General features: G+C 38.8%; 27 protein-coding genes and 1 riboswitch. Of the genes, 2 read left to right on the forward strand and 25 right to left on the reverse strand.

The features are described 5' to 3' along the window. Nucleotides 1-273: 273 nt before the first annotated feature. Nucleotides 274-1275: a M23 family metallopeptidase gene (locus LJC66_RS25190; RefSeq protein WP_285852940.1), complete on the forward strand. Its 1002-nt coding sequence runs from the start codon at nucleotides 274-276 to the stop codon at nucleotides 1273-1275. Between the two features lie 30 nt (nucleotides 1276-1305). Here LJC66_RS25190 and LJC66_RS25195 read toward each other — a convergent pair whose 3' ends face one another. The 22 genes from LJC66_RS25195 to LJC66_RS25300 form a co-directional block, all read right to left on the reverse strand. Continuing rightward, a complete protein-coding gene (locus tag LJC66_RS25195; protein ID WP_107918137.1) occupies nucleotides 1306-1422 on the reverse strand; it encodes a methionine/alanine import family NSS transporter small subunit in 117 nt (38 codons plus the stop codon). Further along, the gene (locus LJC66_RS25200; protein WP_230933761.1) at nucleotides 1422-2936 is read right to left on the reverse strand and encodes a sodium-dependent transporter; all 1515 of its coding nucleotides are present in this window, start codon (nucleotides 2934-2936) and stop codon (nucleotides 1422-1424) included. The genes LJC66_RS25195 and LJC66_RS25200 overlap by 1 nt, the downstream gene beginning before the upstream one ends. Nucleotides 2937-3184: 248 nt before the next feature. Beyond that, complete coding sequence (yunB, locus tag LJC66_RS25205) at nucleotides 3185-3937, reverse strand: sporulation protein YunB (RefSeq protein WP_013059640.1); 753 nt, start codon at nucleotides 3935-3937, stop codon at nucleotides 3185-3187. Between the two features lie 89 nt (nucleotides 3938-4026). Further along, a complete protein-coding gene (locus LJC66_RS25210) occupies nucleotides 4027-4329 on the reverse strand; it encodes a YunC family protein (RefSeq protein WP_013059641.1) in 303 nt (100 codons plus the stop codon). A gap of 131 nt (nucleotides 4330-4460) precedes the next feature. Continuing rightward, entirely contained in the window at nucleotides 4461-5315 is an 855-nt protein-coding gene (locus LJC66_RS25215) for a DUF72 domain-containing protein (RefSeq protein WP_014457889.1), read from the reverse strand. A 101-nt stretch (nucleotides 5316-5416) separates the two neighbouring features. After that, nucleotides 5417-6814 carry a Fe-S cluster assembly protein SufB gene (gene sufB / locus LJC66_RS25220; protein WP_013059643.1) on the reverse strand — a complete coding sequence of 466 codons (1398 nt, stop codon included), beginning with the start codon at nucleotides 6812-6814 and terminating at the stop codon, nucleotides 5417-5419. 45 nt (nucleotides 6815-6859) lie between these two features. Continuing rightward, entirely contained in the window at nucleotides 6860-7294 is a 435-nt protein-coding gene (sufU, locus tag LJC66_RS25225; protein WP_013085338.1) for a Fe-S cluster assembly sulfur transfer protein SufU, read from the reverse strand. Beyond that, the gene (locus LJC66_RS25230) at nucleotides 7284-8504 is read right to left on the reverse strand and encodes a cysteine desulfurase (protein ID WP_013059645.1); all 1221 of its coding nucleotides are present in this window, start codon (nucleotides 8502-8504) and stop codon (nucleotides 7284-7286) included. Before LJC66_RS25230 ends, sufU begins: the two co-directional genes overlap by 11 nt. Beyond that, the gene (gene sufD, locus LJC66_RS25235) at nucleotides 8504-9811 is read right to left on the reverse strand and encodes a Fe-S cluster assembly protein SufD (RefSeq protein ID WP_153253913.1); all 1308 of its coding nucleotides are present in this window, start codon (nucleotides 9809-9811) and stop codon (nucleotides 8504-8506) included. The genes LJC66_RS25230 and sufD overlap by 1 nt, the downstream gene beginning before the upstream one ends. A gap of 17 nt (nucleotides 9812-9828) precedes the next feature. Then, nucleotides 9829-10614 (reverse strand): Fe-S cluster assembly ATPase SufC, encoded by a 786-nt coding sequence (gene sufC, locus LJC66_RS25240; protein WP_013059647.1) that lies wholly within the window; start codon nucleotides 10612-10614, stop codon nucleotides 9829-9831. Between the two features lie 238 nt (nucleotides 10615-10852). After that, nucleotides 10853-11218 carry a carboxymuconolactone decarboxylase family protein gene (locus LJC66_RS25245; RefSeq protein ID WP_013059648.1) on the reverse strand — a complete coding sequence of 122 codons (366 nt, stop codon included), beginning with the start codon at nucleotides 11216-11218 and terminating at the stop codon, nucleotides 10853-10855. 122 nt (nucleotides 11219-11340) lie between these two features. After that, nucleotides 11341-12177: a MetQ/NlpA family ABC transporter substrate-binding protein gene (locus LJC66_RS25250; RefSeq protein WP_230933762.1), complete on the reverse strand. Its 837-nt coding sequence runs from the start codon at nucleotides 12175-12177 to the stop codon at nucleotides 11341-11343. Between the two features lie 17 nt (nucleotides 12178-12194). Next, nucleotides 12195-12863: a methionine ABC transporter permease gene (locus LJC66_RS25255; protein WP_013085342.1), complete on the reverse strand. Its 669-nt coding sequence runs from the start codon at nucleotides 12861-12863 to the stop codon at nucleotides 12195-12197. Beyond that, on the reverse strand, nucleotides 12856-13881 hold the full coding sequence (locus tag LJC66_RS25260) for a methionine ABC transporter ATP-binding protein (protein ID WP_013059651.1): 1026 nt from the start codon (nucleotides 13879-13881) through the stop codon (nucleotides 12856-12858). The genes LJC66_RS25255 and LJC66_RS25260 overlap by 8 nt, the downstream gene beginning before the upstream one ends. Nucleotides 13882-14012: 131 nt before the next feature. Beyond that, a riboswitch (SAM riboswitch) is annotated at nucleotides 14013-14120 on the reverse strand. 180 nt (nucleotides 14121-14300) lie between these two features. Next, complete coding sequence (locus LJC66_RS25265; protein WP_013059652.1) at nucleotides 14301-14600, reverse strand: thioredoxin family protein; 300 nt, start codon at nucleotides 14598-14600, stop codon at nucleotides 14301-14303. A 14-nt stretch (nucleotides 14601-14614) separates the two neighbouring features. Continuing rightward, complete coding sequence (locus LJC66_RS25270) at nucleotides 14615-14965, reverse strand: toprim domain-containing protein (RefSeq protein ID WP_013059653.1); 351 nt, start codon at nucleotides 14963-14965, stop codon at nucleotides 14615-14617. Between the two features lie 181 nt (nucleotides 14966-15146). Further along, on the reverse strand, nucleotides 15147-15392 hold the full coding sequence (locus tag LJC66_RS25275; RefSeq protein WP_013059654.1) for a YusG family protein: 246 nt from the start codon (nucleotides 15390-15392) through the stop codon (nucleotides 15147-15149). A gap of 79 nt (nucleotides 15393-15471) precedes the next feature. Further along, nucleotides 15472-15855: a glycine cleavage system protein GcvH gene (gcvH, locus tag LJC66_RS25280; protein WP_013059655.1), complete on the reverse strand. Its 384-nt coding sequence runs from the start codon at nucleotides 15853-15855 to the stop codon at nucleotides 15472-15474. 135 nt (nucleotides 15856-15990) lie between these two features. Further along, the gene (locus LJC66_RS25285) at nucleotides 15991-16347 is read right to left on the reverse strand and encodes an arsenate reductase family protein (RefSeq protein WP_013059656.1); all 357 of its coding nucleotides are present in this window, start codon (nucleotides 16345-16347) and stop codon (nucleotides 15991-15993) included. Nucleotides 16348-16463: 116 nt separating this feature from the next. After that, nucleotides 16464-18248, reverse strand: a complete 1785-nt coding sequence (locus LJC66_RS25290) for an acyl-CoA dehydrogenase family protein (RefSeq protein ID WP_060745815.1) — start codon at nucleotides 18246-18248, stop codon at nucleotides 16464-16466. 23 nt (nucleotides 18249-18271) lie between these two features. Continuing rightward, entirely contained in the window at nucleotides 18272-19450 is a 1179-nt protein-coding gene (locus LJC66_RS25295; protein WP_028409611.1) for an acetyl-CoA C-acetyltransferase, read from the reverse strand. 12 nt (nucleotides 19451-19462) lie between these two features. Next, entirely contained in the window at nucleotides 19463-21844 is a 2382-nt protein-coding gene (locus LJC66_RS25300) for a 3-hydroxyacyl-CoA dehydrogenase/enoyl-CoA hydratase family protein (protein WP_230933845.1), read from the reverse strand. A 184-nt stretch (nucleotides 21845-22028) separates the two neighbouring features. Here LJC66_RS25300 and LJC66_RS25305 point away from each other — a divergent pair, with 184 nt between their 5' ends. Further along, entirely contained in the window at nucleotides 22029-22178 is a 150-nt protein-coding gene (locus tag LJC66_RS25305) for a YuzL family protein (RefSeq protein ID WP_230933763.1), read from the forward strand. Between the two features lie 79 nt (nucleotides 22179-22257). On the opposite strand, the gene LJC66_RS25310 is transcribed toward LJC66_RS25305, so the two are convergent. The 3 genes from LJC66_RS25310 to LJC66_RS25320 all read right to left on the reverse strand — a co-directional run bounded on the left by LJC66_RS25310 (nucleotide 22258) and on the right by LJC66_RS25320 (nucleotide 24255). Beyond that, nucleotides 22258-23175, reverse strand: a complete 918-nt coding sequence (locus tag LJC66_RS25310; RefSeq protein ID WP_230933764.1) for a proline dehydrogenase family protein — start codon at nucleotides 23173-23175, stop codon at nucleotides 22258-22260. A gap of 173 nt (nucleotides 23176-23348) precedes the next feature. Next, entirely contained in the window at nucleotides 23349-23606 is a 258-nt protein-coding gene (locus LJC66_RS25315; RefSeq protein WP_028409614.1) for a YusU family protein, read from the reverse strand. Then, on the reverse strand, nucleotides 23599-24255 hold the full coding sequence (locus tag LJC66_RS25320) for an IucA/IucC family C-terminal-domain containing protein (RefSeq protein ID WP_230933846.1): 657 nt from the start codon (nucleotides 24253-24255) through the stop codon (nucleotides 23599-23601). Before LJC66_RS25320 ends, LJC66_RS25315 begins: the two co-directional genes overlap by 8 nt. Nucleotides 24256-24274 lie beyond the last annotated feature (19 nt).

The following is a 24274-nucleotide window of genomic DNA, read 5'->3' on the forward strand; positions in this document are numbered from 1 at the left end:
CTTAATTTTAACTACATATTAAAAACATAACTATATGTCACTTTATCATAAAAAAGTGAGATTCGACAAGTTGTCTGCTCTTTATTTTCCTCAGTTTTCTTCTATTTTCCATTCAAATGTGTGCGTTTTCATCCTCCGTATAATTTCCATTTATCTTCTGAATAAAATTCTTTAAAAAAGTTTTGAAGCGATTTCCATTAATTAATATTTATGAAATCTTTTTTCTCGCTGCAAACTAGTGTTACACACTATTTTTAGAAAGGGGGAAACACGATGCGCAAAACGATTATCTTACTTTTTATGTTCATGTCTATATTCACAGGATGGCACCACGTAACAGCTGAATCAGCAGCAGATCAAGAAAAAATACTTATTCAAAAGAGATTAGAGCTGTATAAACAAATGGAAGCCGCTACTACGATTCCTTGGTATTACTTTGCTGGGATTGACCAGTATGAACGAAATATTCGACGCTCTCATAAAGATATTCCAAGAGAGAAAGGCGCGATCGCCATTTATTACCCTCCAGAAAAATGGTCAGGTTCTTTAAATCCGAATTTGGAAGATACAAACCCACTTACGATTTCTCTGCTCGGGGGAATGGGCAAAGATGGGAACGGAGACAAAAAAGCAGACCAATTTAATGATGAAGATATGCTTTTTACAATGGCAAATTATATTCGGACGTTCGGGGTGTCCGAAGACTATATTAAAATTGCGCTTTGGAACTATTATCACCGGGCTAAAGCAGTTGATATTATTTTAGGGAATGCCAAAATTTTTCGCCATTACGGTCGGATTGATTTAAAAGGTTCTTCATTTCCAGTGCCTCTCCGTGCGAACTACAGTTATCGCAGTACATGGGGAGATGCGCGCGGCTGGGGTGGCAAACGAATTCATGAAGGAACAGACATTTTTGCAGATTACGGAGTTCCAGTAAAATCCCCTTGCTATGGCATTATTGAGCTTAAAGGATGGAATAAATATGGAGGCTGGCGAATTGGTATTCGTGACCTTCACAACAACTATCACTATTTAGCTCATTTAAGCGGATTTGCAAAAAATTTAAAAGTAGGACAAATTGTAGAACCAGGAACACTCATTGGCGGAGTAGGAAGTTCCGGTTATGGACCTCCTGGAACTTCTGGGAAATTCCCTCCTCACTTGCACTATGGAATGTATAAAGATAACGGCAAAAATGAGTGGTCGTTTGATCCATATCCTCAGTTAAGAACGTGGGAACGAAATGATCGTTTAGAACTAAAGAAAAAATAAAAAAATAGGAAGCTGATGCTTCCTGTTTTTTTATCCTGATGCTTTACTTTCTTTTGCTTTTTTCACAGCATGAGCAATACTTGCGGCCAAGCCGCCCCATATGATGACCATCCCTACAACCATCATTGTCATTGAACTTCCATCCATTATTTAGAAACCCCCTTCTCTTTAACTGACAAACGAATCGTCCCATCTTTCCATCGTGCAAAAGAAAAAGCAATGCCTAAAATAACAGCCAGAGCTGCCACGCCCCAACCAAAAGGACCTACAAAAGCCGTTGCATACTGTTCGTAGTTTTCCGAAATATTTTTTCGGAAGTTATCAAACATCATATACCCAAGTACAAGTGGTGTAACTACTCCTAAACATATCTTCCACCATGAACCGATTCGGATATCAGAAAATTCGTTTGCATGCTGCTGAAGGCTGCTCAGCTTTTTAAATACCCAAGCAACTAATACAACTTCTACTAAGCCTGCTAAAGCAACCCCGAAGTTATTAATGAAATAATCGACCACATCTAAGAAATAAAGTCCGCCTTGTGTTGCAAATAATAGCGAGCAAATTGAAGCGATTCCTCCGCCTATTAATACAGATTTTGTACGTGAGATAGTAAATTTATCTTGAATGCCTGCTACAAATGTTTCAATAATTGAAATAAGCGACGTTAATCCTGCTAATGTTAAGGAAGCAAAGAATAACATTCCAAACAGCTGTTTAAAGGCCGGAAATTCATTAATAATTTGCGGGAAAACAACAAAGGCTAGTCCTACCCCTCCCTGAACCACCTTATCGATTGGGATACCTTGCTGAGTAGCCATAAACCCAAGTGCGCTAAACACACCGATTCCTGCTAGTAATTCAAAAGCAGAATTACCGAATCCAGTAATAAACGCATTATTAGTTAAATCAGATTTTTTTGGAAGGTAACTGGAATAAGTGATCATAATAGCAAAACCAACAGATAAACTAAAGAAAATTTGACCATATGCTGCAATCCAAACCTTTCCATCTCCAATTCCGCTCCAGTTTGGTTTAAAGAAAGCGTGCAGACCTTCCATTGCTCCGTCCAATGTTACTGCTCGAATGACAATGATTAAAAATAGAACAATTAGTGTTGGTAAAAAGATTTTGTTTGCTGCTTCAATTCCTTTTTTGATTCCCTTTAATAACACACCTAATGTTACAATCCATACAAGTACAAGCGGAATTAAAACATGTAATACGATGCTTCCTGTTTGTCCTGGTGCTTCAGCTAATTTTAAGTAATCTCCATATAAGAACGCTTCCGTATCCTTTCCCCAGCTTAACTTAAATGAAAAGATAAAATACGACATCGCCCATGCAATAATGACAGAGTAGTAAACGGAAATAAAAAATGAAATAGCTACTTGCCACCAGCCCAGCCACTCAGCCTTTGGACTTAGTCTCGCTAACGATAAAGGAGAGGAACCTTTATATTTATGACCTATAGCAAACTCCATGATTAAAATAGGAATTCCTGCCGTCAACAAAGCAAATAAATAGGGAAGAAAAAATGCTCCTCCTCCGTTTTCATATGCAGTAGCCGGAAACCTCCATATATTCCCTAGTCCAATTGCTGACCCTGCTGCTGCTAAAATAAAACCTGCTCTTGATCCCCACTGCGGCCTATTTTCCACTGTAATTCCCCCTCTTATTCTCTCTCTACTCTCTTTTTATCGTAGATCAACGAAAATTTTTATAATTTTTAGATTATTCTTTCTATAACTTCCTATCTCAAATTATAGAAGGGAGAAGATAGTATGTCAAAATATTTTTCATAGAAAATTCAGATAAATATTCCAATGAATAAAAGCAGATATGAAAGTATTTCTGAACTTCCGCACCTGCTTTTTAAATAACACTTTATCACGTTAATATAATATTGTTAATTTTTCTTCGGAAGTTCAATTGCCGGAGAAGACGAATTTCCACCGTTAAAATAATCAGGAACATTTCCAGGGATAACAGTCCCCCCTACAGGAATTGTAGCCGTAACGGTTGTTTTTCTCGTTGCAAACGGGATAATGATTTGCATGTTTACTTTTACTTTGATGGATACTTCAAGAAACGCATTATTTATTCCATATTCCTCGATTTTTCGCACTACGTCTGTTTGAACGTCACCAATAGCATGAAATTTAACCGGAATCAGCGGACCTAGATTTCCAAGCAGCGCATTATTAGTTGCTTGCCCAAGAGGAACTTGGTATACAATTCCTTGATTCCGAAGCTTTTCATTTTTTTCAATACGAATATCTGTTGGAAGTTCAAGTGCATCTAAATTCCCTTTTTCTGCCTCTTTTAAATTAGCTTGAACAAATGACGTAGTCTGAGCTCTAACCCGATTTACAAGCGCTGTGTCAATTTTAGCTACTTGACCGTTAGGTGTAGATTCAACTTTAATAACATCTACGTCCAGCTGATCAAGTACCTGTTTATTCACCGCTTTATTAATAACTAAAGTTGCAATCTCTTTTGTTTGTGCTTCAGCATATTTCATTAACGTGGGTTCAATCCCTCTATTAATTAGCCATAATCCTACCCCTGTGGAAAGCATAAAAAAAAGAAAGGTGAGCAACAGAACGTAGCGAAAAGGAAGCGGGCCTTTTCTTGTTAATTTCCGACGAAGTTTAACCAAAAAAAATCCCTCCTTACAAGCTATATGTATGCATGTATAAGGAGGTTCACGCTTCTTTTAAAAAGTTTTATCTTAAATTTTCCACTATATTAAAGCATTTTCAATAAAGCATCTTTGCCAATTGTCCCTTTAAAAATCCCTCTTTTTTCAGCTTCAAGCGTTACAGATTCAAGAGGCGCTTCAAGAAGCTGCTCAATTGTACGTACGCCTACAGCTCTTCCAGCTATTATTTGACGATCAGCTAATTTATCATTTAATAGACCTACGTCTAGTGCTCCGCACATAATGTACCCTTTATCTGATGAAATTGTTAACAGAGTTGTTTTTGGCAGCAATACGGTAACTGCATTAAACGTATGACCTTCAATTACGATAGGCGCTAAGGTGATCATAATAACTCACTCCTTTCTTAATCAATTTATGATTTTGAAAGAAAAAAGTGAGGTTTTACATGTACTTTTCTACCTATTTGACGTTTATATTCCTTCTTCCTTATTTATATAAACTTTTATAGGACTCAGTGCTAAAATTCATTAAAAAAATCTAATTGTTTAGGAGCTAAATTTTCATATTCAATATTTAATAAACTCATGAGCTGTTTGGCATTATGTACAGCATCTCCGCCGGAGTTATTATTAAATAACAGGTAAATGTCCTTTGTTTGTTTTTGCAGCTTTTCAAGACGTTCTTTCCACTCTAGGAGCTCTTTTTCATTGTAACGATACAAAAACCTTACTGCTCGCCAATTGCCTTCTGCGGGCTTATTCCAACCGTGTACGTTTCGTCCGTGAAAACGGATAAGTGTTTTCTGTTTATCTGTAGCATGAATCACAATTGGAATAGATCCTTCTCCTGCCTGCGGTTCATCACAAATACCATGAATCCACTTCTCTTGTTCCATAAACGTTAACGTTTTATCATAGAAAAATGGCTTAAACCAGGACTGATTTCGAAACTCAAGGGCTACTGGCAAATCTCCAAACTTCTCACGGCTATATCTCAAATAGGCTACATTTTCTTTGGTACAGTCAAACCAAGGCGGCATTTGGAATAAAATCATGGCCAGCTTATTTGAACTTACGTATGGCTTTACTGATTCTAAAAATGCATGAAACATTTCTTCCTTGCTATCAAACGGGTTCCCTTCTCTCATATGGCCTGTCATGCCTTGATAGGCTTTTACCACAAATCGAAAAGATTCGGGTGTATCATTCACCCACTTTTCTACATTTGATTTAGGTTGAATTGCATAAAAAGATGAATCGACTTCAACAATTGGAAAATGGCCTGCATATACGGCAAGCTTATCTCTTGAAGAAACACCCGCTTCATATAATGAATCATGATCTCCCCAGCCTGTGACTCCAATATAAATCATGCCATTCCTCCTCTATTTTCTTAGCTTCGCTTTTCTTTATTTTAATACAAACGATACAAAAAAACTCGTTTGCATAAACAGCAAACGAGTTTTTTCTAGTATTAACCGATTGAACCTTCCATTTCAAATTTGATTAGACGGTTCATTTCTACTGCATATTCCATTGGAAGCTCTTTTGTAAATGGCTCAATAAAGCCCATTACAATCATTTCTGTTGCTTCTTCTTCAGAAATACCGCGGCTCATTAGATAGAATAATTGTTCTTCAGATACTTTCGATACCTTCGCTTCATGCTCAAGTGAGATGTTATCGTTTAAAATCTCATTGTACGGAATTGTATCAGAAGTTGATTGATTATCCATAATTAGCGTATCACACTCAATGTTCGCACGTGCACCTTCTGCTTTACGGCCGAAGTGTACGATACCGCGGTATGTTACTTTACCGCCTTGTTTTGAAATTGATTTTGATACGATCGTTGAAGATGTGTTCGGTGCTAAGTGAATCATTTTTGCACCAGCATCTTGGTGCTGTCCTTTACCAGCAAGGGCAATAGATAATGTCATACCACGTGCGCCTTCACCTTTTAAGATAACAGCTGGATATTTCATTGTTAACTTAGAACCAATATTTCCATCAATCCATTCCATTGTTGCGTTTGCTTCACAAACCGCGCGTTTTGTTACAAGGTTGTATACGTTGTTCGCCCAGTTTTGAATGGTTGTATAGCGGCAATACGCATCTTTTTTGATGATGATTTCTACAACGGCACTGTGAAGAGAGTTTGTTGTATAAACAGGTGCTGTACAGCCCTCTACATAGTGGACGTGTGAGCCTTCATCAGCAATAATTAACGTACGCTCAAACTGTCCCATATTTTCAGAGTTAATACGGAAATAAGCTTGTAATGGTGTATCTACTTTTACGCCTTTTGGTACGTAAATGAATGATCCACCAGACCAAACCGCCGAGTTAAGTGCAGAGAATTTGTTATCCGTTGGCGGGATAACTTTTCCAAAATGCTCACGGAAAATATCTTCGTTTTCTTTTAGCGCCGTATCCGTATCTTTAAATACGATACCTTGTGCTTCAAGATCTTCTTTCATATTGTGATAAACAACTTCAGATTCGTACTGAGCTGATACACCCGCAAGATACTTTTGCTCTGCTTCAGGAATACCAAGTTTATCAAACGTTTGTTTAATTTCTTCAGGAACTTCATCCCAAGAGCGTTCAGACTTCTCAGATGGTTTTACGTAGTACGTAATTTCATCAAAGTCTAAGCTTGCCATGTCTCCGCCCCACTGTGGCATTGGCATGTTGTAGAAGTGCTCTAGAGATTTCAAACGGAAGTCAAGCATCCATTGTGGTTCCTCTTTCATACGAGAAATTTCTTCTACGATTTCTTTTGTTAAACCGCGTTTAGAGCGGAAAATTGATACGTCTTTATCGGAAAATCCATATTTATAATCGCCGATTTCTGGCATTTTTTTAGCCATCTTTTATTACCCCCTACTTGATAGGATTGGGAATGAATGAAGGTCTTATTTTTGTTCGTTAAGACCTTTTTCCATCGCTTTCCACGCTAGTGTTGCACATTTAATACGCGCAGGAAATTTTGCTACACCTTGAAGTGCTTCAATATCTCCTAAATCTATACTATCATCATACTCTTTACCTTGCATCATGTCAGAGAAGATATGGGCCATTTTAAACGCTTTGTCTACTTCTTGACCTTTAATTGCTTGTGTCATCATTGAAGCTGATGACATTGAAATTGAACATCCTTCACCTTCGAACTTTGCATCCACCACTTTGCCGTCCTCTACTTTTAAAGAAAGTTCAATGCGGTCTCCACACGTCGGGTTATTCATATGAATGTTCACAGTATCTTCATTCAACGTTCCACGATTACGCGGATTTTTATAATGGTCCATAATTACTTGACGATAGAGAGTATCTAAATTATTAAAAGCCATTTGTAAAATACTCCTTCGTTTTTATTAATGATGACACCAATTTATCTACTTCTTCTTCCGTGTTATACAAATAGAAGCTTGCACGTGCAGTAGAAGATACGTTTAAATATTTCATCAGCGGCTGCGCACAGTGATGACCTGCACGAATCGCAATTCCATCAGCGTCTACTACTGTTGCAACGTCGTGCGGATGCACATCTTCAATATTAAACGTCACAACACCCGCTCGCTCTTTCGGTCCGTAAATCGTAATTCCATCTACTTGCGATAAGCGATCCAGTGCATACTGCGCTAACTTGTGCTCATGTGCTTGAATATTATCTAAACCAACTTCTTCTAAGAAATCAATCGCTGCACCTAAACCAATTGCACCTGCAATGATTGGCGTACCTCCTTCAAATTTCCAAGGAAGCTCTTTCCACGTTGATTCGTATAGGTTTACGAAGTCAATCATTTCGCCGCCAAACTCGATTGGTTCCATTTTTTCAAGAAGCTCTTTCTTTCCATAAAGAGCGCCGATTCCAGTCGGTCCGCCCATTTTATGTCCAGAGAAAGCAAAGAAATCGCAGTCTAAATCTTGTACATCCACCTTCATATGAGGCGTACTTTGCGCACCATCCACAACCATTACGGCACCGTTAGCATGTGCAATTTCTGCAATCTCTTTTACTGGATTAATCGTGCCCAATACGTTAGATACTTGCATAATCGATACAATTTTGGTGTTGGATGTAATCGTGCTTTTTACCTCTTCTAGTGAAAGTGCATGATCTTCTGTTAATGAAATATATTTTAACGTTGCACCTGTTTCCTTGGCAACTTGCTGCCAAGGAATGATGTTGCTGTGATGCTCCATATAAGTAATCACAATTTCATCACCAGGTTTGAGATTAGCACGGCCATAGCTTGCAGCTACTGTATTAAGAGCTGTCGTTGTACCGCGCGTAAAGATAATCTCTTCCGTTGATTTTGCATTAATAAACTTACGAACCTTTTCACGAGCGCCTTCGTATCCGTCTGTTGCTCTTGTACCAAGCGTGTGAACGCCTCGGTGTACGTTTGAGTTATATTCTTTATAATACTTCTCAATTGCTTCAATTACAGCAAGCGGCTTTTGTGAAGTTGCTGCACTGTCCAAATAAACGAGTGGGCTGCCATTTACCTCTTGGTCTAAAATAGGAAATTGTTTACGAATATCAGAGATATTCATTACCGAACTTTCCTTTCAATTAAATCTGTTAATTGCTTTTTAACCGTTTCGATTGGCAACTCGTTTACAACTGGTGCTAAGAATCCGTGGATAACTAGACGTTCTGCTTCTGTTTGCGGAATACCGCGGCTCATTAAGTAGTAAAGCTGAATTGGATCTACGCGTCCAACAGATGCAGCGTGTCCTGCTGTTACATCGTCTTCATCAATTAGAAGAATTGGGTTTGCATCTCCACGTGCTTTTTCACTTAACATTAACACACGAGATTCTTGCTCAGCGTTTGATTTAGACGCACCGTGTTCAATTTTACCGATACCGTTAAAGATTGAAGACGCGCTTTCTTTCATAACACCGTGTTTTAAAATGTAGCCTTCAGAATGTTTTCCAAAATGTACGATACTTGTTGTTAAGTTTTGAGACTGCTCTCCACGTCCAACTGTTACCGTTTTTGTATCTCCATATGAACCGTCGCCCATTAGATACGTTGTATTTTCTGAAACTGTATTTCCTTCACTCATTAAGCCTAAAGCCCACTCAATGCGACCATCTTTGCCCGCTACGCCGCGGCGGTTCACATAAGTAGTTGTGCCTTTAGCTAAGTAGTCAACAGCTCCAAATGTTACTTTTGCGTTGCTGTTAGCGAATACTTCAGTCACGATATTAACAACACCTTTTGACTCTTCAGCAGTAGCAATGTAGTTTTCTACATATGTTACTGAGCTGTTGTCTTCAGCTACAACAATCACATGGTTGAATAAAGCAGCTTCTTCATCTTCACGGACAAATACAGCTTGAAGCGGCTCTTGTACTTCTACATTTTTAGGAACGTACACGAATACACCGCCGTTTAATAACGCTGCGTTTAATGCAGTTAAACGGTGCTCATCTACTTTAACTCCGTCTTTCATGAAGTACTTCTCAACAAGGTCGCTATGCTCTTTAGCAGCTGTTTGAATATCTGTGAAGATAACGCCTTGAGACTTTAGCTCTTCTGTTAATGTCGAATATGCAGCTGTTTGGTCACGCTGAACATATAGGTTTTTAACAGCTTCTGTATCAATCAATGCTTTAACTACTTCTGGAAGCTCGTCTACAGATGAGATTGTGCTTGCCTGTGAAGTGTGCTTGTCAAATGCAGTAAAGTTCCATTTCGAAATGTTTGTTTTATCTGGCTTTGGAAGTGCAAGATCTTCTGCTTTCGCAAGAGCTTGTAAGCGAAGATCTAGCAGCCAAGTTGGTTCATTAGCTTCTTTTGAAAAGCTGCTGATGTACTCTTGATCAAATGGTAATTTCGTATCAATAGTCATAGAGATCCTCCTAACTCTTAAGCTTCTTGCTCTACAGTTTCGTCTTCAATACCTAATTCTTGTTTGATCCAGTCATAACCTTCTGCCTCTAGACGCTGTGCCAATTCTGGTCCGCCTGATTTTACAACGCGACCTTGCATCATAACGTGAACTTTATCTGGCGTAATGTAGTTTAATAAACGTTGGTAGTGAGTAATCATTAAGCAACCAAACTCGCTGCCGCGCAGTTCATTAATACCTTTTGATACAACTTTTAACGCATCGATATCTAAACCAGAATCGATTTCATCTAAAATTGCAATTCCTGGTTGAAGCATCATTAATTGAAGAATTTCATTACGTTTCTTCTCACCGCCAGAGAAACCTTCGTTTAGGTAACGCTGAGCCATATCTTGATCCATTTCTAAGAAATCCATGTTTTTGTCTAATTGACGGATGAATTTCATTAGTGAAATTTCTTCTCCTTCTTCACGACGAGCATTAATTGCTGAACGTAAGAAGTCAGCATTTGTTACCCCGCTGATTTCACTTGGATATTGCATAGCTAGGAATAGACCTGCACGAGCGCGCTCATCTACTTCCATCTCAAGTACATCTTCGCCGTCTAGCGTGATGCTTCCTTGTGTAACCTCGTATTTAGGATGTCCCATGATTGCTGAAGATAATGTTGATTTACCAGTACCGTTTGGTCCCATGATTGCATGGATTTCGCCGCCCTTAACTTCTAAATTAACACCTTTTAAAATTTCTTTACCTTCAATTGCAACATGAAGATCTTTAATTGTTAAAGTTGACCCTGCCATATTAAAACCTCCAGTTATAGACGTATATAGTAAAAAACGATATACCTATATCTTTTTAATTATTCTCATTTTATTCTCATTACAATCTTATAACAAATGAAAACTTATAGCAACCTTTTGACCCAAAAGGTTTTAAACCATTATGTACGTTTTTCAAGACTAAATCCACTCATAAAAAAGTTGCCTTAAAAGACTCCATAGAGCCTTCTAAGACAAGCTTTTTTACCCGCTTATTTACTTAGTGCGTGTGGCTAGTCAGTTCTGAAATACACTCTTGGACAAGCGTAACAGACTGACTCATCGCTGCGCCTCCTCCAAATGCTGCTGACACTCCGCATGCTTCTAAAATTTCTTGCTCAGTTGCACCTTGATCAATGCAGCCTTTTGTATGATAAATCATACAGTACTCGTCTTGAGCTACTACGCTGATTCCTAACGCGATTAACTGCTTTTCTTTTTTAGAAAGAGAACCTTCTCCAAAACATGCTTCAGTAAACGCATTAAACGTTTTTGTTACTTCCGGTAATTTTTCGCTAAATTTCCCAACACCCATTTTATAATCATGAAGTGCTTGCTCAGTTGAATGACGTGCTTCTTGCTGCATAACGTCAGCTCCCATCATCAGTAAAGTTTTCACGGTTAGTATGCGTGAGAAAAATAAGAGTTATTCGTTTTCCCGCATACAAAAAAAGCACTTGCCCAGCGTGGGCAAGTGCTTTTCTTCTATTATTTATTTACCGGCAGTACTCCGCCTTTATATTTTTCTTTAATGTAGTCTTGAATTTCTTTAGAGTGAAGAACTTTCACTAAAGCTTTCACTGTATCTTTATTTTCGTCGCCTTTGTGAACCGTAATGATGTTTGCATAAGGGTTATTTTCTTTGCTTTCCACTGCGATTGGATCTTTTACTGGATCTAAGCCAGCATCGATAGCATAGTTAGCATTGATAACAACAGCGTCACCTTCATTGTTTTTGTACATCTGAGGTAACAATCCGCCTTCAACATCGGCTTTAAATTTCAAATTCTTCGGGTTTTCTACGATATCTTTAATTTGTGCATCTGTTTTCTTTACGCCTGGTTTTAATTTGATTACGCCGGCTTTTTCAAAAATCGATAAAATACGTCCTTGCTCTGCTACTGCATCACGCATAATAACTGTCCCGTTTTTCCGAAGATCTTTTAAGCTTTTATATTTTTTAGAGTAGATACCGATTGGTTCAATGTGAATGGCACCGGCACTTACAAAATCATATCCTTTTTCACCCTTGTGATCTTTTAGCACTGAATTCATATAAGGAACGTGCTGGAAGTAGTTTGCATCAATTTCATTGTTTGCAAGAGCTGTGTTCGGTAAGATGTAATCTTGGAATTTTTTAATTTCCAAGTCAATTCCTTGTTTTTCTAAAATCGGTTTTGCTTGTTCTAAAATTTCAGCATGGGGCGTATTAGAGGCACCCACAACAATTTTCTTTTCATCTTTTGATCCATTGTTAGATCCACACGCAGCTAATCCTACTACTAGCGCAGATGTTAATGCTAAAGCCGAAAGCCATTTTTTCATAATAAATAATCCTCCTTTTATCTTTTATCAATTTTTGCAGTAATCGCATCTCCAATAAGTTGGATAATAAATACAATAATCAAAATTAAGATCGTAGCAGCTAGCGTTACATCATTATGACTGCGCTGGAATCCTTCTAAATATGCAAGATTCCCGAGACCTCCAGCTCCAATCACACCCGCCATTGCCGTATAGCCGACTAACGCAATCGTAGTTACCGTCAAACCAGAAATTAAAGCTGGCAGCGATTCAGGTAACAGCACTTTAAAGATAATAGTGCTTGTTGTTGCTCCCATTGATTTAGCAGCTTCAATAACACCTTTATCAATTTCGCGCAGACCAATTTCTACAAGGCGCGCATAAAATGGTGCTGCTCCAACAATTAAAGCAGGTAACGCTGCATTAGCGCCTAAAATACTTCCTACCAATGCTTTGGTAAATGGAATCAGTAAAACAATTAAAATAATGAATGGAATGGAACGAAAGATATTTACAACTGCTGACACAATGGCATATAAAGGTTTGTTTTGCCAAAGCTGTCCTTTGGAGGTTAAAAATAAAAGCAAGCCCAATAAAATACCTAGAACAAACGTGGCTATAACTGAAATAGCCGTCATATATAGTGTTTCATTTGTCGCTTGAATAAAATCATCTAAAATAACATTTGGAAATAGTTTCTCAAGCATTTGTCATTACCTCCACTTCTACCTGCTGCTCATGAATGTATGCAATGACTTTTTCAACTTCTGTTAATTCTCCGTCTAAATGAACGAACAACGTTCCGTATGAACCTGTTTGTGTATGAGAAATCTTTCCTTGCAAAATATTAATCGTTACATCAAACTGTTTTAAAATCGTTGTAATGAGCGGTTGCTCTGCTTTTCCGCCAACAAACGTCAGCTGAATAATTTGCCCGCTTGGATATAACTCCTGTACTTGTTCAATTGTTTCAAACGTTTCTTCTGGTTCAGAAATCTGTTGAACAAATCGCTTTGTAATCGGCTGCTTAGGTTTTCTGAAGACTTCTAGCACTTGCCCTTCTTCTACCACTGCCCCATTTTCCATAACAGCTACTCGATGACAAATTTTACGAATAACGTGCATTTCATGAGTAATGAGTACAATGGTTAACCCTAGCTTCTCATTAATATCTACTAACAGATCTAAAATAGAATCTGTCGTTTGAGGATCAAGCGCTGATGTTGCTTCATCACACAGCAATACTTTTGGGTTATTGGCTAGCGCTCTAGCAATACCAACACGCTGCTTTTGCCCACCGCTAAGCTGTGATGGATAAGCATTTTCACGCCCTTCAAGCCCGACTAGCTTGATAAGCTCGTCTACTCGTTTCATTCTTTTTTCTTTTGAGATCCCTGCTATTTCTAACGGAAAGGCAATATTTTCTCGCACCGTACGCGACCACAAGATATTAAAGTGCTGAAATACCATACTAATTTCTTGTCTAGCTTTTCTGAGTTTTCCGCCTTTAATTTTTCCAATATCATTACCTGCTACTTCGACCGTTCCTGTCGTTGGTGTTTCTAACCCGTTTAGCAAGCGAATTAAAGAACTTTTACCCGCTCCGCTATAACCAATAATTCCGTAAATTTCACCTTGGTTAACGGTTAGATTCACATTATCAACAGCTGTTACTTGACCGCTTTTAGCCTGATAAATTTTTGTAACGTCTGTTAATGTAATCATATTTCTTCACCTTCTTTAGTAAAAACTTAATTATGTTAGGTTGCCCTATAGGATGAAAAAGCCGTAAAACAATTTTCCCCATTAAAAAAGCCTCTCTGCGCATGACAGAAAGGCTCGATATTTAATCCTTTCTCTCATCTTTCAAAGCGCATAGCTTTGCAGGAATTGGCACCATTTCAGTTAGTCTGACGGTTGCCGGGTTTCACAGGGCTCAGTCCCTCCACCTCTCTTGATAAGAGTTCGCAACAATTATTTTGTTTTTGGGAAATATTCATTCATTTATGAACATTCATGAGTGTGATTTTAGCATGTGTCAGATAGGCTGTCAACAGATTTTGTTCTTGGGATAATATCCCAAGAATTCAACAGCCCCAACGGTTTGCTCTCGTTCCATTTCTTCATTTTAAACAAACGTTTGATTATCGAAGCTCTTCAAGTACGTGCTCGATGGAATGAAACGCATAGAGTTTTTTTACCATTTCGCCATTTTTCACTTCAATCAAACAAGGTACACTTTCAATTGAAAATACTTCTGCTTTTGAAGGCATATAATTTAAATTGCTCATTCCGATGGTCACACCAGGCAGCATTGCTTCTGCTACGGTTAACATTTTTTTTGCCAGCTGACATGTCCCGCAAAAAGGTGTATGGAAAAAGATAAACGCTCTTTGTCCTTCTTTTAACTGATCGTCAAGCTGTTTTTCGCTCCATTCTTGCATGTTGCTCATTCCTTTTATGTTAAAAATTCTGCATTAACATCGATATTGGCACTCAGTAATACTGTTGCTATGTGATGTCTAGGGGCGGCAGCAACCTCTCGGTACATTTTATCAATATATAGATGCTCTGCTTCCGGAAGCTCTCGTTTAAATTGTTTTCTTAGCTTATTCCCTGAATCATCAGAGTCAACGAGTATGTATACCTCTTTGTTAAACGTAAAGTCAATAATTTCATCCAGCTTTGATAAACTAATCGTACCGTTTGTACAGATAATTTCAATTGGTTCTCGAATGATATCTTGGATACGTTTTTTATCTGATTTTCCTTCGACAATAATTACTTTTTCAATTTCAATTAGCCCCATTTTCATCACCCATAATCGTCAGTTGTATAGTAACATCATTTCTTTATGCTATACAATATTCGTTAATGTATCACAGTTCACCTGTTTTTTAAAAGAAATTTGCAAGAAAGAACTGTTTTAAAAGGCAGCTTAGGCCATATTGTTTCCATAAAACAAGAAAAACAGCGGCAGTTGCCACTGTTTAGCACCATCCTGCTTCTTCGTCGCAGTCTGTATATTTTTGCGTTTCACCTTGCTTTTGTACATCTGTATATTGGTAGAACTTATTATTTTCTTGCGAATACCCTTCTTCAAAGCGGTATTCATTGCCGCTTGTTCCGTAACTAACTTCACCAATTGGCTGCTTATCAACATATAATTTCATGCCGCCGTCATGAAATTTAGCTGTAACGCGATCTGTAACGTCCATTTTTTGTTTTTCAAACATAAAAAGACACTCCTTTAGCTTGTTTACTAATAGAGTGTCCAGTCAAAAACTTTTCATAAAGACAATTTATGGAGGAATATTATCCTTCGTTTGTCATTTCTTCGTATTGCTCTGCTGTCATTAGCTTGTCTACTTGAGAAGCATCAGACGGTTTGATTGTAATCATCCATGCTTCTTCGTATGGAGATTCATTAACAAGTTCAGGGCTATCGCTTAAGTTATCGTTTACTGCTACAACTTCACCGCTAATTGGTGCGTAAAGCTCAGAAACTGTTTTTACTGATTCAACGCTGCCAAACGGCTCGTCAGCTTCTACTGTTGCTCCTACTTCTGGCAGTTCAACGAATACGATGTCGCCAAGCTCAGCTTGAGCAAAATGCGTAATACCTACGCGGACAACGTCTCCTTCTGTTTTTACCCATTCATGCTCTTCAGAATAACGCAAATCTTTTGGTGTACTCATCTTAATCCCTCCAAAATATGTATCGTAATTTGTTTATATAAAAAGCGCCTTCAACGTGGAGAACACTTTCTACAACCTAAAATAACTTCCTATTAACAGTGTAACGTAAAAGGTAAAAATTTTCTATTTGAAAACTTACTTCCACACGTCCTCAAACTGCTCTTCTTTGAAGCCAAGCGTTACTTTTTGTCCATCTGTTAGCAGCGGACGCTTAATTAACATGCCATCTGACGCAAGAATAGACAGCAGTTCGTCTTCACTCGCACTGCTTACTTTATCTTTAAGCCCTAATTCACGATATTTTTTACCGCTTGTATTAAAGAATTTTTTTAATTCTAAGCCGCTGTTCTGATAATAAGATTGCAGCTGCTCTTTTGTTGGCGGGTTTTCTACAATATGAATTTCTTCATACGCTACTCCGTTATCATCCAGCCACTTCTTGGCTTTTCGGCACGTACCACACTTTGGATATGAATAAAAAAATAATGACATTTCGTCAACCACCCTTTATTTTAAGCTTTTTTCGTATTTTAACACATCCTTTATCATTTACCTAGATAGAGGCTTCTTAAACAAAAAGGAGCTCGTAAAACGAGCTCCTTTTTCCCTTAAACTGTGAACTTCTCTACTTCTAGAAGCGTTTTTGCAATCTCGCGCTTTACGCTAATCACATTGATTGGTGTATAGCGCGTTAACTTGCGAAGAGACGAAAGCATGACTCTAAGCGTATCACCTTGTTCAACGCCAATTAACGTTTCTTTTGCATCTGCTTCAATTCGATTAAATGCTTCTTGGCAAAATACTTGCGTATATTTTACTTTTAAGCTGTTTTGATCTGCTCCTGTTTTGGAAATGGCTTTTTCAGTACGTAAAACAGTAGATTCCATTGCATATACGTTACTAATCATATCAGAAATATTAACGAGAATTTCTTGTTCTTTCTCTAATTCTTTACCGTATTTCTGTGCAGCTAGGCCTAAAAGCAAGAGCGCAATTTTCTTCCCATTTTGCACAAGCATTTTTTCTTGATCTAACGGCTCATTCCCTACTTCCTGCGGCATAAGCATCATCAATTCTTCTTGAAGCGTTTGTGCTTTTTGAAGCAGCGGAAGCTCTCCTTTTAGCGCTTTGCGTAAATACGTGCCTGGTACTAAGAGACGATTAATTTCATTTGTTCCTTCAAAAATACGGTTAATGCGGGAATCACGATACAGGCGCTCGATTTCATACTCACTCATAAAACCATAGCCTCCGTGAAGCTGGACGCCTTCATCTACGATGTAGTCAAGAGATTCCGTTGCAAACACTTTGTTTAATGAGCATTCAATAGCATATTCAGCAATGGAAGCGGCAATTTGTTTTCCGTCTTTTTGCTGTTCTTCTGAAAGCTGGCCCATATGGTCTTCAAAAAGTCCTACCGTACGATAGACGGAGCTTTCAGTTGCGTACAATTTAGAAGCCATTGTTGCTATTTTTTCTTGGGTTAATGAAAATTTAGCAATGGGCGTTTTAAACTGCTGACGCTGGTTAACATATTGAGACGTGATTTCTAACGCACGTTTCCCTGCTCCAACTGCTCCAACTCCAAGCTTGTAGCGCCCAATATTTAAAATATTAAAGGCAATCACATGCCCTTTGCCAACTTCACCTAACACGTTTTCTTTTGGAACAAGCGCATCTTCAAGAATCAACGTTCTGGTTGAGGAGCTTTTGATTCCCATTTTCTTCTCTTCCGGTCCAACCGAAACACCTGGAAATTCGCGTTCAACGATAAAAGCAGAAAATTTATCGCCGTCGATTTTCGCATACACCACGAACACATCAGCAAATCCGGCATTCGTAATCCACTGCTTTTCTCCATTTAATACATAGTGTGTGCCTTCTGCGTTAAGGCGAGCTGTTGTTCGAGCACCGAGGGCATCGGAACCAGAACCAGGTTCTGTTAACGCATATGCTGCTATTTTTTCCCCAACTGCTAAAGCAGGTAAATATGCTTGCTTTTGCTCTTCTGTTCCAAATAAGACGATTGGCAATGACCCAATTCCTACGTGAGCACCATGAGTGATGGAAAATCCGCCTGCTCGAGACATTTTTTCAGCAATTAAAGCCGAGGTAATTTTATCTAAACCGAGTCCACCGTATTCTTCCGGTACATCTGCACCAAGCAAGCCTAATTCACCAGCTTGTTTTAATAACTTTACAGAACGGTCAAACTCATGCTTTTCTAAATATTCCACTTGTGGAAGGACTTCATTTTCTACAAATTCATCTGTCGTCTTGGCAATCATCTTTTGTTCAGATGTATAATCCTCCGGCGTGTAGACGCGGCTTGCATCGCCTTCTTCAATTAAAAAGCTTCCACCTTTAATCATTTGTTTTGTTTTATTTGACATGTTCATATCCCCCTTTGAAATGATTATGCTAACAATTCAAATACACCAGCAGCTCCCATTCCTCCGCCAATACACATCGTGACAATTCCAAACTGCTCATTTCGACGCTGCATTTCGTGCATTAAGCTAAGAGTCAGCTTAGCTCCGGTACAGCCTAATGGATGACCTAAGGCAATAGCGCCTCCGTTTACATTTACTTTATCTTCATTAATATTTAATTCACGAATAACGCCAAGTGCTTGAGAAGCAAATGCTTCATTTAATTCAAACAATCCAATATCAGAAAGCTCCAGCCCTGCTAGTTTAAGAGCTTTAGGAATGGCAGCTATCGGGCCAATCCCCATTACTTCAGGCGGAACTCCTCCAACTGCAAATGAGCGAAACTTAAGCAAAGGCTTTAACCCTTCTGCTTCAGCTTGTTCTTTATCCATTAGAAAAACGGATGCAGCTCCGTCACTTGTCTGCGAAGAGTTTCCAGCTGTTACGGATCCTTTAACCGAAAAAGCTGGACGAAGTTTTCCTAATACGTCCGCAGTTGTGCCGGGACGAACTCCTTCATCTTGAGAGAACATCAGCTTTTGTTCACGGAGCTTATTGTTTTCATCCACTTTTCGAAGCGTCACTTCCACCGGAACAATTTCGTCGTTAAACTTCCCTTCTTGAAGTGCTTTTGCTGCTTTTTGATGGCTGCGTACAGCAAACGCATCCTGGTCTTCACGTGAAATGCCGTATTTCATCGCCACTTGTTCTGCTGTATGCCCCATGCCCATATAATATTCCGGCGCATTTTCAACCAGCTGAACATTCGGACGCGCTACGTTTCCAAACATCGGAACAAAACTCATTGATTCTGCTCCTCCAGCTAACACTGCTTTGGCTTGCCCTAGCATAATTCGTTCTGCACCGTAGGCAATACTTTGCAAACCTGACGAACAATAACGATTAATCGTTATTGCTGGCACCGTATAAGGCAAACCCGCAAGAGCGCCAATATTTCGAGCCATATTCAAACCTTGTTCTGCTTCAGGCATCGCACAACCAATAATTAAATCATCAATGGGTCCTTCGTATCCGCCTGCTCGGCGAAGAGTTTCTTTAACCGCAATGGCTCCCAAATCATCAGGCCTAACACTTGCCAGTGAACCTTTTTTTGCTTTTCCGACCGGTGTCCTAGCACCTGCTACAATAACTGCTTCTCTCATTTTTTCTCCCCCTTAATTACGCAGTGGTTTTCCTTTAACTAACATGTGCTGCATACGTTCTTGAGACTTCGCTTCTCCAACAAGGCTTAAAAATGCTTCTCTCTCTAAGTCCAGCAAATACTCTTCATCAACTTCCGAACCAAACGCTACACGTCCTCCGGCTAACACAAATGCTAACTTACTAGCAATTTTATAATCATGTTCTGATATATATCCTGAATATTTCATGGATTGAGCTCCTAGCAGCAACGTTGCATATCCTGTTTCTCCAACCACAGGAATTTTAGTTCTTACAGGTGGTTTATAGCCCGTGTCATGTAAAGCAAGGACTGAGTTCTTCGCATCATTCAGCAAATGATCTCCGTTTACGCTGATGCCATCATGGCGGTTTAAAAAGTTTAGCTGTCTAGCTTCTGCAGCAGAAGCAGATACTTTTGCAGTAGCAATTGTTTCAAATGTTTTATTGGCAATTTGCTGAAGATCGAGCGTTACACCGTTCGGTAAACCATTTAACTGTTTGATATAAAGCTCCTTATTACCTCCTCCACCAGGAATAAGTCCGACTCCTACTTCTACAAGGCCCATGTAAGTTTCAGCAGAAGCTTGGATTTTAGATGACGGTAAGCAAATTTCTGCTCCGCCTCCAAGCGTCATCGCAAATGGAGCTGCAACAACCGGCTTTTCGTTGTATTTTACCTTCATCATTGCCTGTTGAAATTGTTTAATGACAAATTCAATTTCAAAATAATTGTCATCTTGTGCTTCCATTAAAATCATAGCTAAGTTAGCGCCAACGCAGAAATTTTTCCCTTGATTTCCTATGACCAGTCCTTTATAGTTCTTATTCACTTCTTCAAGAGACTGATTTAATAAGCTAATAATATCTAGCCCGATTGCATTGTTAGGAGAGGTGAACTGCAGGCACGCCACATCATCTCCTAAATCAATTAAACTCGCTCCGCTGTTTTCTAAAATGACATTATTTTGAGAACGTAAAGATGACAGGTGAATCACCTTTTTATTTTCTTTTACCGCTTTATACTCTTCATCTTCGTAGTAAAGCGTTTGACCTTCCATTTCTTTATAGAAGCTTGTAAATCCATTTTCCTGCATTTGTTTTACCCACTGCGGAACCGCTAAACCAGACTGCTCCATCTTCTCAATTGACTTTTCTAAACCAATTGCATCCCACGTCTCAAAAGGACCCATTTTCCAGCCAAATCCCCACTTCATAGCTTGATCAATGGCCACGATATCGTCGGCGATTTCATTTTTTAACTGTGCTGCATATACAAGAACGGGACTGATCACATTCCAAAGAAGCTGTCCGGCACGATCATCAGAATATATAAGCGCTTTCATTTTATTTTGCAGCCCTTTTGCCTGCTTGCTTAATTCGGTAGAAGCTGTTTTTAACTTCTTTCTCTCAACGTATTGAAGTGTACTAGGATCAAGTTCTAAAATTTCCTTGCCTTTCTTTAAAAAGAAGCCTTGCCCCGACTTGCTTCCCAGCCAGCCATTTTCCTGCATTTGTTTCATAAATAAAGGGACATCGAACACTTCTTTTTCTTTGCCTTCTACTTTGTCAAATACATTGTTGGCCACATGAATAAATGTGTCTAGTCCCACTACGTCTAGTGTTCGAAACGTTGCGCTTTTTGGTCTTCCAATTAAGGGGCCCGTCACAGAGTCAACTTCTCCCACGCTGTAATTACCTTTTAACATTTCTTGAACGGTCACAAGTAAACCGTACGTACCGATACGGTTGGCGATAAAGTTAGGCGTATCTTTTGCAATAACTACTCCTTTACCTAATACATCTTCACCAAACGTTTTCATATATTCAACAATTTCTGATTTTGTGTCATGAGTTGGAATGATTTCTAATAACTTTAAATAACGCGGTGGATTAAAAAAGTGCGTTCCTAAAAAATGCGCTTTAAAATCTTCTGAGCGTCCTTTAGCCATTTCGTGGATCGATATTCCTGAAGTGTTTGAACTTACAATACTTCCTTTTTTTCGTACACTGTCAATTTTTTCAAACAACTGCTGTTTAATATCAAGACGTTCCACTACTACTTCAATAATCCAATCACAGTCGCTTAACTGCTGTAAATGATCTTCAAGATTTCCTGGCGTAATCAACGATAGTGATGACTTAGACGTTAAAGGCGCCGGTTTTTGCTTCGTTAATTTAGCTACAGCAGTTGTACTCAACCGATTTCTCACTTGCCTATCTTCAAGCGTTAGCTGTTTTTTTTCCTCGTCTGCTGTTAATGAAGTTGGAACCACGTCTAGCAAAAGCGTTGGAATTCCTACATTTGCTAAATGAGCTGCAATTCCAGAGCCCATAACTCCGGAACCTAAAACGGCGGCTTTTTTTATGTTCATAATTATCCCCACATCCCCTTTAATATATTGAATGAATGATCATTCATTTTATGCGTAAAAAAAGAGAGTCACTGTTAATCTCTGTTTTTACTATAAAACATTTTTTAAATTTTCGCAATATATTCACAATATTATCTCTAACTATTTTTAATGTGTTTGGTTATCTTAATACACAGGAGGTGATTTTGTGAGCAAATTAAAGAAGGATCCATCGTCAGCAGGCGTAAGCGCAGCAAGCGTTAAAGGAAATGCTGGACCGGTCAATGAACCGCACGGACGCGGCAAAAAGACGTCTCAAAACCAGCAGTACACAAAGCATAACACTCAAGAACATTAACCTCAAAATCGAACATGAGTAATCGAATCATGTTCGATTTTTGATTATTTCTTACTTTGTCATCACGACCATTTCATTATTATTTTTTTACGATTCCTTTTAAGACAAATGCGACATTTGCAGGTCTTTCTGCAAGGCGCCTCATAAAGTACCCATACCAGTCCGTTCCATAAGGAACGTACACTCTCATTTTATATTGTTCTGCTACGAGCTGAACTTGCCTTTCTGATCGAATCCCGTATAGCATCTGAAACTCAAACTGATTCATTGAAATTCCATGCTTTTTAACAAACTCTTTTGTATACTGAATGATTCGTTCATCGTGAGTAGCAACTGCTGTATAGTGACCGTTTAATAAGTGAAGTCCAATGATGTTTTGAAAGTTTTCATCTACGTCTTCTTTATCAGGAAACGCGACGTCTGGTGCTTCTTTGTACGCACCTTTCACTAACCTTAATTTAGGAGCATAAGCATCTAATTCACGGATGTCACTTTCTGTTCGATATAAGTATGCTTGAAGCACCGTCCCTACGTGTTCATACTCATTTTTTAATTGTTTAAATAGCTTAATCGTCTTGCTGCATCGCCTATAGTCCTCCATATCAATCGTCACAAATACGCTATATTTTTCCGCTTCTTGAAGAATACGCCGCATATGATGAAGCGCCAAATCCTCTGAAATATCCAATCCCATAGACGTTAATTTTAAAGAAATTTCTGAATCTAACCTTTCTTTGTGTATAAGGTGAATGGCCTTTATGCATTGAGCTGCAGCATGGGCAACTTCAGCTTCACTTTCCACAAACTCGCCAAGATAATCAATCGTTACTTTTAATCCCTGTTCATTTAGCTTTTTTATCACACTAACAGCTTCATCGATGGTTTCCCCTGCAACAAATCTTGCTGCTCCAAAACGTAAGCCATAGCGCTTAGCCAGCTTTGTTAACTTTTTGCTTTTTGATAACAATAAAAAAAAGTTTCTTATCGTTTGTTCCAAAGCAACCCCCCGCCTTCACTTGTCATACGCCTCACAAAATTTATTTAATTATCATTAATTTTACCATTTTTCAAACTAGATAGGCACCCTTTATTAACGTATGCACACAAAACCAAAAAGCGACCGGGAGCTTTTGGATAAAAAAACATCCATCAGCTTCGTGATGAATGTTTTTATTCTGGTTTTCGCTGTGACGCTCGATGCGCTTCATTCAGCTCTTTGATTTCCTTTACAATCTCGACCATTTCCGCTTTTGCTTCTGGATATAATTGATTCCAATGCTTGGTTAAAGGCGGCATGGATTTTGAGATATGGTTGTAAAGTGCCCACATTTTTACTTTTTCTTGTAGCTGCTCGTCACTTTCGCCGACCATTAGTTCTGTATACTTTTCAATCAAACCGTCGAATTGCTCTTGAAAGGTTTTATTCATGCACAATCACTCCTTTCTTTGGTTTACAAATAACCGGACACGTTTGACAATAAGTCTCTTTAGCTCCTGTTTGGTAAGATAAACAGCACGTTTGCCGAACCCTTATCTCCTGCTTTTGCTTCTTTACATATGGAGGAGGTGAACTGTACCGAGAAAGCGGATTATGATGGTATGAACCAAAGTGATGACCCTCAGCTTCTTCCAACACGTATCGTAAATTCTTTTGCACTTGCACATTTTCTATTTCTTCATTTGCTAAAAGCAAATCGTAAAGCCAGTGGATATAAACAGCTACGTTTTCCCACAGCGTCAGCTTCGAGATTTTTGTCACTTTATGCAGCGATGACCATATCGGCTCAATGTGATGAGCAAACAATTCATCAAGAAGTTCATCAAGAAGAATCTTCTGATTGTCCTCTGTTACTTCTTTCGTCTCAATTTCTGAGATAAATACTTTTGGCAGCCACATCGTTTCAGCGTCTTCTGTATGCAACGAAACATTGTTAGTCGATGCGTTTATCTTTTTTTGAAACACAATAAATGAATACAAAGCCGCCACCACAACAAAGCTATACCGCTTCGCTAACATGGAAGCAGCTGCTCTCAAGTTAGCAGCCTTCATCGTGTGTTGAACCCATAGCAGCTGCACCCTCAACGTGCTTTCATCC

The organism is Priestia sp. TSO9, from assembly GCF_021029645.1.
Classification (GTDB): domain Bacteria; phylum Bacillota; class Bacilli; order Bacillales; family Bacillaceae_H; genus Priestia; species Priestia megaterium_E.